Annotated in this window: 10 protein-coding genes; 4 read left to right on the top strand and 6 right to left on the bottom strand. The window is 61.9% G+C overall.

Annotated elements, in window-relative coordinates:
• Positions 1-282 precede the first annotated feature (282 nt).
• Together putA and NMA58_RS26415 are read right to left on the bottom strand one after the other, a co-directional pair.
• Positions 283-3,990, bottom strand: coding sequence for a trifunctional transcriptional regulator/proline dehydrogenase/L-glutamate gamma-semialdehyde dehydrogenase (putA, locus tag NMA58_RS26420; protein ID WP_434713823.1), 3,708 nt, complete (start codon positions 3,988-3,990; stop codon positions 283-285).
• Positions 3,991-4,018: 28 nt separating this feature from the next.
• On the bottom strand, positions 4,019-4,225 hold the full coding sequence (locus tag NMA58_RS26415) for a hypothetical protein (protein WP_434713822.1): 207 nt from the start codon (positions 4,223-4,225) through the stop codon (positions 4,019-4,021).
• A 171-nt stretch (positions 4,226-4,396) separates the two neighbouring features.
• On the opposite strand from NMA58_RS26415, the gene NMA58_RS26410 reads away from it, so the two are divergent.
• A complete protein-coding gene (locus NMA58_RS26410) occupies positions 4,397-4,891 on the top strand; it encodes an Lrp/AsnC family transcriptional regulator (RefSeq protein ID WP_434713821.1) in 495 nt (164 codons plus the stop codon).
• 174 nt (positions 4,892-5,065) lie between these two features.
• Here the strand turns inward: NMA58_RS26410 and NMA58_RS26405 are convergent, their stop codons facing one another.
• Positions 5,066-5,755 carry a hypothetical protein gene (locus NMA58_RS26405; RefSeq protein ID WP_434713819.1) on the bottom strand — a complete coding sequence of 230 codons (690 nt, stop codon included), beginning with the start codon at positions 5,753-5,755 and terminating at the stop codon, positions 5,066-5,068.
• A gap of 239 nt (positions 5,756-5,994) precedes the next feature.
• On the opposite strand from NMA58_RS26405, the gene NMA58_RS26400 reads away from it, so the two are divergent.
• Positions 5,995-7,647 carry a DapH/DapD/GlmU-related protein gene (locus tag NMA58_RS26400; protein ID WP_434713818.1) on the top strand — a complete coding sequence of 551 codons (1,653 nt, stop codon included), beginning with the start codon at positions 5,995-5,997 and terminating at the stop codon, positions 7,645-7,647.
• On the opposite strand, the gene NMA58_RS26395 is transcribed toward NMA58_RS26400, so the two are convergent.
• Positions 7,648-8,535, bottom strand: a complete 888-nt coding sequence (locus NMA58_RS26395) for a LysR substrate-binding domain-containing protein (RefSeq protein ID WP_434713816.1) — start codon at positions 8,533-8,535, stop codon at positions 7,648-7,650. It lies immediately after the preceding gene.
• Between the two features lie 109 nt (positions 8,536-8,644).
• On the opposite strand from NMA58_RS26395, the gene NMA58_RS26390 reads away from it, so the two are divergent.
• Positions 8,645-9,898, top strand: coding sequence for an aromatic ring-hydroxylating oxygenase subunit alpha (locus NMA58_RS26390; protein WP_434713815.1), 1,254 nt, complete (start codon positions 8,645-8,647; stop codon positions 9,896-9,898).
• Entirely contained in the window at positions 9,888-10,976 is a 1,089-nt protein-coding gene (locus NMA58_RS26385) for an FAD-binding oxidoreductase (protein WP_434713814.1), read from the top strand. The genes NMA58_RS26390 and NMA58_RS26385 overlap by 11 nt, the downstream gene beginning before the upstream one ends.
• Positions 10,977-11,050: 74 nt before the next feature.
• Here NMA58_RS26385 and NMA58_RS26380 read toward each other — a convergent pair whose 3' ends face one another.
• Positions 11,051-12,064: a GlxA family transcriptional regulator gene (locus tag NMA58_RS26380; protein WP_434714408.1), complete on the bottom strand. Its 1,014-nt coding sequence runs from the start codon at positions 12,062-12,064 to the stop codon at positions 11,051-11,053.
• Between the two features lie 29 nt (positions 12,065-12,093).
• Positions 12,094-13,092, bottom strand: a complete 999-nt coding sequence (locus NMA58_RS26375; protein ID WP_434713813.1) for a 4-hydroxyproline epimerase — start codon at positions 13,090-13,092, stop codon at positions 12,094-12,096.
• Positions 13,093-13,105: the final 13 nt, after the last annotated feature.

Raw genomic sequence — 13,105 nt, 5'->3', positions numbered from 1 at the left:
ACGCCTCATGGCGCGACGATAGCCGCAACTGCTAAAAAAATGGTCAATGGTGTCGAGTTTGTTCGGAGCATCGGAGGCGTGGCCGAGGCGCCGCATTTTCTGCCTCATCAGACTCGCTGACAAAGCTCGCTCTTTACCCGGCGTCATCCTCGGCCTTGTGCTGCCTTGTGCCGAGGATCTGCTGCCTTTCGACCGCTCGCAGATGCTCGGAACAGGCCCGAGCATGACGAAAGGGGAGTTGGAACCTGGGCAGCCGGCCTTTCTGCCCCCTCGGCCTATCGATCAGCCGATGGCCATCAGGCTCGCATTGCCACCCGCAGCGGCGGTGTTGATCGAGGTCGACACCTCCTCCAGCAGCCAGTTGAGGCAATAGGCTTCCGGATCGCTTGCCAGTTCCTCGCTCGTCGCGGCCTGGACCAAGAGAAGTGGGCCGGGCAGCGCGGCAATCTTCCGGTTGACGGCAAGAACCCTGTCGCGGTCCCCTTCGACGAGCGCGCCGGAGAAAGGCCCGTCCTTTTCCCAATCCGATGTCCAGGAAAGGCGGCTGGCGACAGCCGCCGGAAGATCCGCCAGCACCGACTTCGATATGGAAGCCGCGTCGACGACGACGTGGTTGCCTGTGGAAAGCGCTGCGGCGATCTGGCGATGCAATCCGGTTTCGGTCTGCGGCACCAGCAGGATGCGGCCGCGCGGATGGAGCGCGTAGAGATTGCGTTCGCCGACGGGGCCGGTGAGCTCACGTTCGAGGCCGAGCGCCGAGCGGCTTGCATAACCGCGCGCCGCTTCACCTTCGCCCGTCAGGCCCTTCTTATCGAGCCAGACGATATAATCGCGAAGGGCGAGGTCGGTATGGACGGAATCCTGCTGCGGCGGCACGGGCGGGCGCTGCACCAGCCGGCCGATATAAAGCGGGCCGCCGGCCTTCGGCCCCGTTCCAGACAGGCCGCGGCCGCCGAAAGGCTGCACACCGACAACAGCGCCGATGATGTTGCGATTGACGTAGAGATTGCCGGCCTTGATACGGCTCGTCACATGCGCGATCGTTTCGTCAAGCCGCGTGTGAAGCCCGAAGGTGAGGCCGTAACCCGAGGCGTTGATGTCGTCGATCAGGCGATCGAGGCCGTTTCTCTTGAAGCGGACGACATGCAGGACCGGCCCGAAGACTTCCTTCGTCAGGTCCGAAAGGGACTTGATCTCGATGATCGTCGGCGGAACAAAAGTGCCGGCTGCAGCGCCTTCCGGCAGCGGCAATTGCTCAACCTTGCGGCCGGCGCTGCGCATTGCTTCGATATGCTGGTCGATCTCCGCCTTCGCGCCGTCGTTGATGACAGGGCCGACATCGACGCTCAAGCGATCCGTGCGGCCGATCGTCAATTCACGGAAGGCGCCCTTCAGCATGGCGAGCGTCCTGTCGGCAACGTCGTCCTGCAGGCAGAGAACGCGAAGCGCCGAGCAGCGCTGGCCGGCGCTATCGAAGGCGGAGGTGATGACGTCGGCCACCACCTGCTCGGCCAGTGCCGAGGAGTCGACGATCATGCCGTTCTGACCGCCGGTTTCGGCGATCAGCGGGATCGGCTTGCCGGTCGCCGACAGGCGTTCGGCGAGCTGCGCCTGGATCATGCGGGCAACTTCGGTCGATCCGGTAAACATGACGCCCGCCGTCTGCTGCGCCCCAACCATGCCGGCGCCGAGGCGGCCGCTGCCGGGCACGAATTGCAGGGCGCCGACAGGCACGCCGGCCTCGTGGAGGATCTTGACGCTCTCCGAAGCGATGATTGGCGTGACCCCGGCCGGCTTCGCCAGCACGGGATTGCCGGCCACGAGTGCGGCGGCAACCTGGCCGGTGAAAATCGCCAGCGGGAAATTCCACGGGCTGATGCAGACGATCGGCCCGAGCGGCAGATGCGACGGACCGAGGGTTTTGCGCGCCTGATCGGCATAATAGCGTAGGAAGTCGACCGCCTCGCGCACTTCGCCGACGGCGTTGGCGGCGGACTTGCCGGCTTCGCGCATGACGATGCCCATCAGCACCTTAATGCGGGCTTGCATGATGTCGGCGGCCCGATCGAGGCAGGCGGCGCGCTCGGCCGGCGGTACGGCCGCCCATTGCGGCGCGTAATCCGCCGCCATCGCAACGACACGGGCAGCCTCTTCTACCTTCACTTCGGTCACGGTGCCGACGACATCCCGGTGATCGGCGGGATTGAGGACCTCGCGCGTCACGCCGTCGGTGGACCCGTCGGCGAGAATTGGAAGCGCATGCCAGGGCGTCGCAGCCGTGGAAGCGAGCGTCTGCGCCAAATCCGAAAGCGTGGCTTCGCTGGAGAGATCCAGGCCGCTCGAATTGGCGCGTGCGCTGCCGTAAAGCGCCTTGGGCGCGGCGATCTGCACATGCGGGGCGCCGACGACGGGCATGGCCGCGACGGTCTCGGCCGGATCGGCGATCAGCGCCTCGACCGAAACATTCGGATCGGAGATGCGGTGCACGAAGGAGGAATTGGCGCCGTTTTCGAGCAGGCGGCGGACGAGATAGGCGAGCAGCGTCTCATGCGTTCCCACAGGCGCATAGATGCGGCAGGGCCTGTCGAGCTTCTCCTTCCCGACCACCTCGTCATAAAGCGGTTCGCCCATGCCATGCAGGCACTGGAATTCGTATTTGCCGACTGCGAAATCAGGCCCTGCCAGATGATAGATCGTGGCGAGCGTCTGCGCATTGTGGGTGGCGAACTGCGGGAAGACGGCATCGGCTGCGGCAAGCAGCTTTCGTGCGCAGGCGATATAGGCGACGTCGGTATAGATCTTGCGGGTATAGACCGGATAATCGTCAAGACCATCCAGCTGGGCGCGCTTGATCTCCGCATCCCAATAAGCGCCCTTGACGAGACGGATCATCATCCGCCGCCCGGAGCGGCGGGCGAGATCGATGATGTAATCCAGCACGAAGGGGCAGCGCTTGCCGTAGGCCTGCACGACGAAGCCGAGTCCGTTCCATCCGCCGAGCTCGGGGGCAAAGCACAGCTCTTCGAGAAGATCGAGCGAAAGCTCCAGCCGGTCTGCCTCCTCGGCATCGATGTTGAGGCCGATATCATAGGACTTGGCGAGCGCGGCGAGCGCCTTGACCTTCGGCAGCAGCTCGCCCATCACCCGGCCGGCCTGCGCTCTCACATAGCGAGGATGCAGGGCCGAGAGCTTGATCGAAATACCGGGGCCGTCATAAATGCCGCGCCCATGCGCCGCCTTGCCGATGGCGTGGATCGCCTTCTCGTAATCCTTGAAATAGCGCTCGGCGTCTGCTGCAGTTGTCGCCGCCTCACCCAGCATATCGTAGGAATAGCGGAACCCCCGGGCTTCCAGCGGACGAGCGCGCTTCAGCGCCTCCTCGATCGTTTCGCCGGTGACGAACTGCTCGCCCATCATACGCATGGCCATATCGACGCCACGACGGATCACCGGCTCCCCGGCGCGCGCGATCAGCCGCGTCAGCGCCGCCGACAGGCTGCGGTCGTTGACCGTCGAGGTAAGCTTGCCGGTGACGACGAGACCCCAGGTGGCGGCGTTGACGAACATGGATTTGCCGCCGCCGATATGCGAGGTCCAGTTGCCCTCGGCGATCTTGTCGCGGATCAGCGCATCGCGGGTATCCGTATCGGGAATGCGCAGCAGTGCTTCGGCAAGGCACATGAGCGCCACGCCTTCCTGGCTGGAAAGCGAGTATTCCTGAACCAGCCCTTCGACGCCGGTGCCCTTGTGCTTGGCGCGCAGCGCCTCGATCAGCGTGCGGGCGGTGCTGCGGATGTCATAACGCTTCGCCTCGGAAACGCGCGCGGCCGCAACAAGCGGCGGCAGGCATTCGGTTTCCGGGCGGCGATAAGCGGCGGTGATTGCCTGGCGAAGCTCGGATTGCGGCCGGATCGGCGGCGCGAAGGCGGCGAATGGCGCGCCCTCGTCGGGATCATTGGAGGATGCGGGGTCGATCGCTGCGTTCAACATGGGAGTCCCTGATCAAAGAATGTTTCGTCTAACGGATAAATGGAACACTGGGGTCGTCATCCCAGAGCGCATCATCCATAAAAGCGGGCCCGGAATATTCCGTCTCGCGAAGCGGGCGCGTATCCGGCTTGTCGCGCTTGACGATGAATGCCGCCGCAACCGCTCTTATCGCCACCGGCCTATAGTGAACGAGCAAGTCGGGTTTCCGATCGTCATCAGCTTGTTTCTCATGCATCCGTGATCCCCCTTTGGTGCGACGACGCTGCCGATCCCGGCAATGCGCCAGGCGCTCGCGCCTTCCTCCCATTGCCGACGCATAATCTACCACAGCCATAAATCGCGATCTCACTTGATTTTAGCGGTTTTCAAGCTGTATGAACTTATGAAATGATCAACGAGAGTTCAAATGGCCACAGAACCGGACGTCTTTAGTGAATTGGACCAGTTCGACAGAAAGATCCTAGCGGCGCTGGCCGAGGACGGCAGACTGTCGATCACCGATCTGGCGGCACGTGTCGGCCTCTCGAAGACGCCCTGCCAGCTCCGCTTCAAGCGGCTGATCAACGACGGCTACATCGAAGGCTTCAAGGCCGTCCTCAATCCGGCGAAAATGCAGCTCGACCACATCGCTTTCGTCGAGGTGAAACTTTCCGATACCCGCGAGGCGGCGCTGAAAAGCTTCAACGAGGCCATCAAGAAGATCAGGGAAGTCGAGGAATGCCACATGATCGCCGGCCGGTTCGACTATCTCCTGAAGATCCGCACCCGCGATATCGGCCGCTACCGCCGCGTCCTCGGCGAACGCATCTCAACCCTGCCACATGTAGCCAACACGTCGACCAACGTCGCGATGGAGACGATCAAGGAAGGCTGGGACAAATTTGGGTCGACTCTTTCGTGAATCTGGTAGGTGGATCGCGGCTACCAAGCGATGGGCAACACGGATCAAATACGAGGGCGATGGCGGCGAGAGACTTATGAGAATGACTCTAGTCGAAGCGACCTTTGCGATCGCTACGATCCGAAGCAGTCCTCGGACCGAAAGAATAATGCATTGCATATGACCCGCGGAAACTCACCCAGCATAGGCGAAATAAACCTTGCCCTGGCGCGGATCAACGATTGTGACACTGCCGCCCTCCCCGTAGGAGTAAAACGATCCGCTTGACTGGATTGACTGGTTGGCTTCGTGATCGTGCCCTTCAATCGGGATCAAGAAGCCGTACTTTTCCAGATATTCAAGTATCGTAGGAGGGTGGCGCCGTATACGGCCTGTTGCCAGCATTTCCGGATCATCGTCGTAGGGGTGCCAACGACTTATGGCAGCCTGATTGCTACCGTCATCGACAGGTGTTTCAAACCACGCTCCTTTTGCTCCCGAAAGCATATCGCCCAGTTGGCTCCCCTGCTTGCGTGCCCAGTCCGCGCTGTCATTGGTCAGTCTGTAGACAACGAAACCGGTCTCGTTGTCCCCCGGCATAAATCCGACGCCCCAAGATTCTTCCAGGCGATATTCGATCTCCGCCACTTCGAGTGGTTCGGGAACCCGTGCGAGAATGTAATTTCGCTCATGAATTTTGAAGGCCAGGCAGGGCAATGCAATACTCCCAAGACCAAAAGCTATGATGAGAGTTCTCAGGAAGAGCTGGTCAGGTCGCGTCCGTCGCCAAAGGCGGCGCAGCCCAAGAAAGAGAATTGCGATAGCGGCTATGAACAGCAAGGCGCAAATGGCGAGCGCGCCTAATATAACAACGAAGAGATTCATGCGCGCTCGCAGGTCGCTGAGGAAATGATAGGAAGTTTCGAAAGGCGTGCGGACATTGAAGTTGAGTATGCCTAACAACGTTCTATAACGGAGGCAATGTCCGTTTACGGCGCGTTGCCGCCGATTGCCTTATCCCCAAGTCATCGGGGACGGTCTTGCTTTCGTAACGGAGGCAACGAACCGCTAGAGCCAGATGCATATTCGGCGGCCGGAGCTAAGAATTCAAGATGAGGAACAGGATGGACCACGCCAGTCGTTCGCAAGCATCAGCAAGCGAAGATCAGGAAGCCCGCCGGCTACAATATCTTCCGTGGGAGCGTATCTCGTCGGACCTCGATCATCCCGCTCACCTCGCCCGCAAAGCCGCGCTCCGGCGATCATGCGCCGCCGCGCTCGCCGAGACCTCTTATATCGCCGAGAATGCCGCGATCTTCACCGAAAGCCTGACGATGGGCGAGCGGTCGTGGATTGCGGGCCACGCGCTGGTGCGCGGCGAAGTGATCCTCGGCGATGATTGTTCCATCAATCCCTATGCCTGCGTTTCCGGCAAGGTGACGTGCGGCAATGGGGTCCGCATTGCCTCGCATACGTCGATCGTCGGCTTCAATCATGGCTTCGACGATCCTGATCTGCCCATACACCGCCAGGGCGTCGTCAGCCTCGGCATCGTCATCGGCGACGATGTATGGATCGGCGCCAATTGCGTGATCCTCGACGGCGTCACGATTGGGAACGGCGCCGTCATCGCTGCCGGGGCGGTTGTCACCGGGGACATTCCCGCGATGGCGATTGCCGGCGGTGTGCCTGCCCGAGTGTTGCGCAGCCGAGGCTCGGCGGCCAGGAAATCGAGCGCGGGAGATGTCGAAGACCAATTGGTCAGCCTAGGGCAGAAGGCGAATGAGCAATGGCCGGATATTCTCTCTCTTTGGAAAAAGGCCGAATCCTATGAATCGCTGGAAGCGGACGGCGTGAAGAGACCGGCGATCCGGCATCTGTGCGACGCGATCGAAATCGCCGCCGGCTTCGGCCAACTGCCGCCGGGCCTCGATCAGTCGGAGACCGTGGAGCGCCTGCAAAGCCTGCAAGACCGGGAGACCGGCCTTTTTCCGGAAGAATATGCGCCTGCACATGGGACGCTGCTGAGGGATGATCCGAAGGCGCTCTACAACGTCCTTTCGGTCGGTTATGCGCTTGAACTGCTCGGCTCGAATCCGCGGCACCCTGTCCGCGCGGTCGAGCTCGACGCCGCAGGGCTCGACGCGTGGCTGAGCGCCCTGCCCTGGCAAAGCCGGGCGTGGCATGCCGGCAGCGTGGTCGATGTCATCGGCACCGCCATCTATTTCAACGCCAGGTATTTCGGCATCCGGCAATCACGCCAGGCGCTGTTCGAATGGTTGAACCGCAATGCCAACAGCGTCTCCGGCCTATGGGGCGAGCCGACGGTGCTGGAGGGATGGCTCCAGCCGGTGAACGGTTTTTATCGCCTGACGCGCGGCACCTACGCCCAGTTCGGCGCAGCACTTCCGCATCCGCACGCCGCGCTCGAAACGGTTCACCTCAACTATCGTAACCACAAGGGTTTTGTCGGCGCGAAGTATAATGCCTGCAATCTGCTCGATACGATCCATCCCCTGCTGCTGATTGCCCGGCAAACCGATTGCCGGCGGGCCGACGGCGAGGCGATTGCCCGCAATCTCATAACAAGAGCCCTGGACAGATGGCGGGACGGCGAGGGCTTCCCCTTCGCCGACGGCGCCGAGCCGAGCCTGCAGGGAACGGAGATGTGGCTTTCGGTCATTCACCTCTCAGCCGATTTTCTCGGCCTTGCGGATCACTTCGCCTTCGTCCCCAAGGGCGTGCATCGGACGGCAACGCCCGGGCTCGGCCTGTGATCAACCATGCAGCGATGCCGTCAGCCAGGCGGCGGCGAGATTGCGGGCATTGCTGCGCTTGGCTTTGACCGGCACGATTACATTGTAGCGATCTTCGGCGGCAAGTTCGCTTGCCTCGGCGCTCACCAGGGTTCCGTCTTCGAGGAACGTGCCGATCAGCATGCGCCATCCGAGCGCGATCCCCTGCCCCGCGCGCGCGGCGGCGATGGTTTCGGTATAGTGGTTGAAGCGAAGCGATGGCTTGACCTCGATATTGGCGCCGGTGAGCGATACCCATTGCGACCAGCTGTACCAGGAACGGTCGAGAACGTCGGTTTCGATGAATTCGTCGGTTGAGCCCAGCGGGCCATTTCCGCGACGCTTGAGATAATCTGGTGAGCAGACAGGGGTAATGACGTCGCCGTGCGACGCGATCACCGTTCCGTCGCTGAAGGGCGGCATGCCGTAGCGGATGGCCACGTCGATCTCTCCGTCGTCGAGCGCGATCGGGTTGTCCTGGGAAATCACCCGCACGAGAATTCCGGGATTCACCCGGCGGAACTCCGCCAGCCGGGGCAGCAGCCAGAAGGACGAGAAGGCGACGGTCGCCCCAATCGTCACCACGTCCTGGCTGCGCGACTGCATTGCTTCCACGCTCTCGGCGATATCCGCGAAACTCTTGGCGAGCGTCGCGCCGAGGCTGATGCAGGCTGCAGTCGGCTCAATTGCCCGGTGCTTGCGCACGAACAAGGGCTGGCCGAACTCCGCCTCCAGCAAGGCGATCTGCCGGCTGACCGCCGCCTGGGTGACACCGAGCTCGGTCGCGGCCGTGGTGAAGCTCTTTCTGCGCAGAACCGCTTCCAGCGTCACCAGTGCCGTCAGCGAGGGGAGCCGCCGTCGAAACTGCATCTCGAACCCTTTTCACATGAGAAAATATTATGCAAGCGTAATTTTTTATGGCGTTGAAACCCTGTAACTGCAAGGGCAATTTAGGGAAACTCTCACATAAGAGGTTCTCATGCTGAACAAGCTTCCATCTTCGATTTCGGCCCTTCTCGACGCCCGTGCCGACGGTCATTCTCTGCCGGCCGGCCTTTACACCAGGGAAGATGTGTTCGAAGCGGACATCGACGTCTTCTTCCACAAGCACTGGATTTGCGTCGGCCTCGACTGTGACGTTCCCGAGCCCGGCGACGCAACGGTGATCGATATCGGCAAGACGAGCCTGATCCTCCTGCGTGACGACGACGGCGAAATTCGCGTCCTGCACAATGTCTGCCGCCATCGCGGCTCCCGCCTTCTCAATCCGGGCAAGACGATCGTTTCGAAGCTCGTCTGTCCCTACCACACCTGGACCTATGAACTGACGGGCGAACTCAGCTACGCCCCTCATATGGGCAAGGATTTCGACAAGAACTGTCACGGCCTTAAGCCGGTTACCTTCAAATCGATCGGCGGCCTGATCTACGTCTGCCTGTCCGACAATCCGCCCGAGGACATTGCCGGCCTCGAAAAGGCGATGGCCGAGCGTCTCGCTCCCTATGACATCCGCAATGCCAAAATCGCCCACCAGACCGACGTCATCGAGGATGGCAACTGGAAGCTGACGATGGAAAACAATCGCGAATGCTACCATTGCTCCGCCAACCACCCCGAACTCTGCGTCTCCTTTGTCGATCTCGACTTCGGCTTCGATCCGGAGACGCTGAGCCCCGAAGATCGTGAGCAGGCGGAAGAGCATTTCCGGCTTTACGAGGAGCGCACGCAGGCATGGGAGGCCGACGGCTTTCCCTCGGCTGCCATCGAGCAGCTCACCGACTGCGCCACAAACTTCCGCACGCAGCGGCTGATCATAGCAGGCGCCGGCGAATCCCAGACCCACGACGCCACCGCAGCCTCCTCCAAGCTGCTCGGGCAGATGACCCGCAAGGATCTCGGCGACACGCATCTCTGGGGTCATAACAGCTGGAACCACTTCATGGGCGACCATGCGGTTGTCGCAACCGTCATCCCGCTTTCGGCGGGCAAGACGCTGGTGCGCACTAAATGGCTGGTCCACAAGGATGCCGTCGAAGGGGTCGATTACGATCTCGACAAGCTGACGGATGTCTGGATCGCAACGACGGATCAGGACGCCAATCTCGTCGCGCGTTCCCACGCCGGCACGCTCGATCCCGCTTATCAGCCGGGCCCCTATTCCCGCTTCTCCGAGACGAACCTCGACAAGTTCGCCACCTGGTACATCGATCGGATGCGCGCCCATGGATACTAGAAGCCCACAGGTATCGATCAGAAAGGCTGCCCCCGCCGCGCTCTGGAACCCCGAGGAAGACGACACGCTCGTCTGCCTCGACGTCCAGCAGGAGACCCATGACGTCAAGACCTTCACCTTCGCATCGCCCGAGGGAAAGCGGTTCGCGTTCAAGGCGGGGCAGTATTTCCTGTTCGACCTCGATCATAATGGAGAGGCCGAAAGCCGCTGTTACAGCATCTCCTCCTCGCCGCATCGCACCAACGCTTTTTCGGTAACGGTGAAGCGCGTTCCCGGCGGCAAGATCTCCAACTGGCTGCACGACACGCTGGTTGCGGGGGCATCGGTCAAGGCGAACGGCCCACTCGGTCATTTCGTGCGATCCGGTACGAGCCAAAAGCTCCTGCTGCTCTCGGGCGGCTCCGGCATCACGCCTGTCATGTCCATTCTGCGTGAGATCGCCGACAGTTGCGACCCCGCCGATGTCGTCTTCATGCACGCCGCACGCACGCCGCAGGATCTGATTTTCCGGGACGAGCTTGCCTGCATCGCCCGTAGGCTAAGAGGCCTTCGGCTGCACTTTCTGCCCGAGACCGTCGCGGGCGAAGCATCCTGGCCAGGGCTATCCGGCCGTATTTCGGCGGAGTATATGCGGCTTGCCGTTCCCGACATCGTCGAGCGCAGCGTGATGTGCTGCGGCCCGGCGCCGTTCATGGCGGCGGCGCGCGGCATCGCTGGCGAACTCGGCGTACCCGCCTCGAACTATGTGGAGGAAAGCTTCGACGCCGCTGTCATCGACGAACCTGAGGTCCCCGCCGTTCAGGAAGCGGCTATCAAGGTCTTTCAGGTTAGCTTCGCCAAGCAGGCCCGCAGCATCGAGGTCTCCAGCGACCAGAGCGTGCTTTCCTGCGCCAAGAAAGCGGGCGTCCGGATTCCATCCTCCTGCGCGAACGGCGTCTGCGGCACCTGCAAGTCGAAGCTGACGTCCGGCACGGTCGACATGAACCACAATGGCGGAATCCGCCAGAGGGAAATCGACGCCGGCTTCTTCCTGCCCTGCTGCTCAAAGCCGCTCAGCGATCTGATCATCGAGCGCTGAGCGACACTCCCTGGTCACGACGAATGGCGCGGCTGGACAGCTTCCCCTGGGAGAATATCTGATGCTCGCTATGTTCAGTGCGCTCTCGCAGCTGCCGCGCGATGCTGCGAGGGCGTCTGCCCGAATGTGCGCTTGAACGTCCTCGTGAATTGCGAGGCGTTTTCGAAGCCGACATCGAGCGCGATCTCGATCAGCGGCGCCTTCGACTGGGCAAGGATCGATTTTGCCCGCTCCATGCGAACCCGATTATAGGCCTTGGCGGGAGACATTCCCGTCTTCTCGATGAAGATCCTCTCCAGCTGCCGTCTTGAAAGCCCGACCATGGCGGCAAGCTTCTCGATCGGCATGCTGCCGTCGACGAACTGCTCCATCGTGATCATCGCCGCCTTGACGCGGGCGTCGTCATAATCGTCATAGAGCGGACGCCGGGGCTGAATGTCGGCCGGAGCACGGGCCTTCTCGATCTGCAGCACTTCAAGCGCATTCCGTTCGGCATCGCGGCTGATGTATTTCCTGACCAGCAGCGCCGCCATATCGGCACTGCTGCTGCCGCCGGCGCAGGATCCGCGCTGGCGATCGAGATTGAAGAGCCGGTCGGAGCGAACGGCGAGATCGGGAAAGCGCTCGCGGAACTCCTTATAATGCAGCCAGCTGACGCAGGATTCATGCCGCTTCATCAGGCCCGCGGCGGCAAGGATGAACGTACCGGTGCACACGCCGATCAGCGGCACCTTCTTGGCATCCGCCTGCTTGAGGAAGGTGATGGTCTGCTGATCGACGGGGTTCTCCACGCTCAGAAGGCCGCCGACGACGGCGATATAGTCGAAGCGCGTGGGATCGACGAAGTCAGACGTCGGAGCGACCTGGACGCCACAGCTCGAGGTGATCAGATGCCGCGTGCTGCCGATCACCTGCCAGTCGGCAAGCACTCTTCCGGAACGGTCCTGCTCGTCGCTGGCTAGCCGCAGCGTATCCACGAACAGCGCAAAGGCGGACAGCGTGAACGACCGCGACAGAACGAATCCGACCTTGAGCCGGGCGGCGGGCTTTGCGGCGCCGTCTGCCTGCCGATGCTGCCCGGGTCGCATATTCATCTCATCACCGTTCCTAAATGCGCTCATCTGATCTGAAAACCGTGCGCCAGCGGATCGCGGTCGTCAACAAAAATGGTGTTGTGGCCGATGACCCGCGCCCAGCCTCCGATACTCGGGAGGACGCCGCGATAAGGCCCGATGTTTGCATCGGCCTCCACACGGCCTTCGAAGATGGTTCCGATCAGGCTTTCATGACGGTAGCTCGACCCGACGGTAAGCCGTCCCTTGCCATGCAGCTGGGCCATGCGCGCCGATGTGCCGGTGCCGCCCGGCGAGCGATCTATCGCCTTCTCGCCGTAGAAGACCGCGCAGCGCCCGTCCGACACGTCGTTCACGGGGCCGTCACACCAGATCGCGTGATGCACGCCCGATATCCTGGCATCGTCGGGATGAACGGGATTGCAGATATCGGCAAGCGCTGTCCTGAGCTTCTGGCTGCAGCCGACGATGTCGGATGCGCTCATGCCGCCGAGTCCGCTCCAGTTCTCCTGCGGCTCGACGACTGCATAATAGTTACCGCCATAGGAAATATCGACGCGCAGGCGACCCATTCCGGGCACATCCACCGCGACATCGGCGTCATGAAGATAGCTTGCGACATTGTGGAGACGGACGGAATCGACATATCCATCCCTCTCCTCATAGGTGACGTCGACCCTGCCCGCCGGCGTTTCGATCGCAACCTTTCCCGGCTCGCGCGGCTTGATCAGGCCTTCCTCGATCGCGGCGGTCACGGTGCCGATGGTGCCGGCGCCGCACATCGGCAGGCAGCCGCTTACTTCGATGAACAGCACGGCGAAGTCGCAATCGGGCCGATAGGCGGGATAGATGATCGAACCCGACATGATGTCATGCCCCCGCGGCTCGAACATCAGCGCCTTGCGCACCCAGTCATGGTCACGGACGAAGATCTCGCGTCGTTCGCCCATGGGCACGTGCGGCAACAGGGGGCCGCCGCCAGCAACGAGACGAACCGGGTTGCCGCAGGTGTGCGCATCGATGCAGAAGAAGCTGTGTCTCATTCCACCATCTCCT

The organism is Rhizobium sp. YTUHZ045, from assembly GCF_051124255.1.
Classification (GTDB): Bacteria; Pseudomonadota; Alphaproteobacteria; order Rhizobiales; family Rhizobiaceae; genus Rhizobium.
Note: the sequence above shows the minus strand (reverse complement) of the source record. Positions and strands in the feature narration are given on the sequence as shown.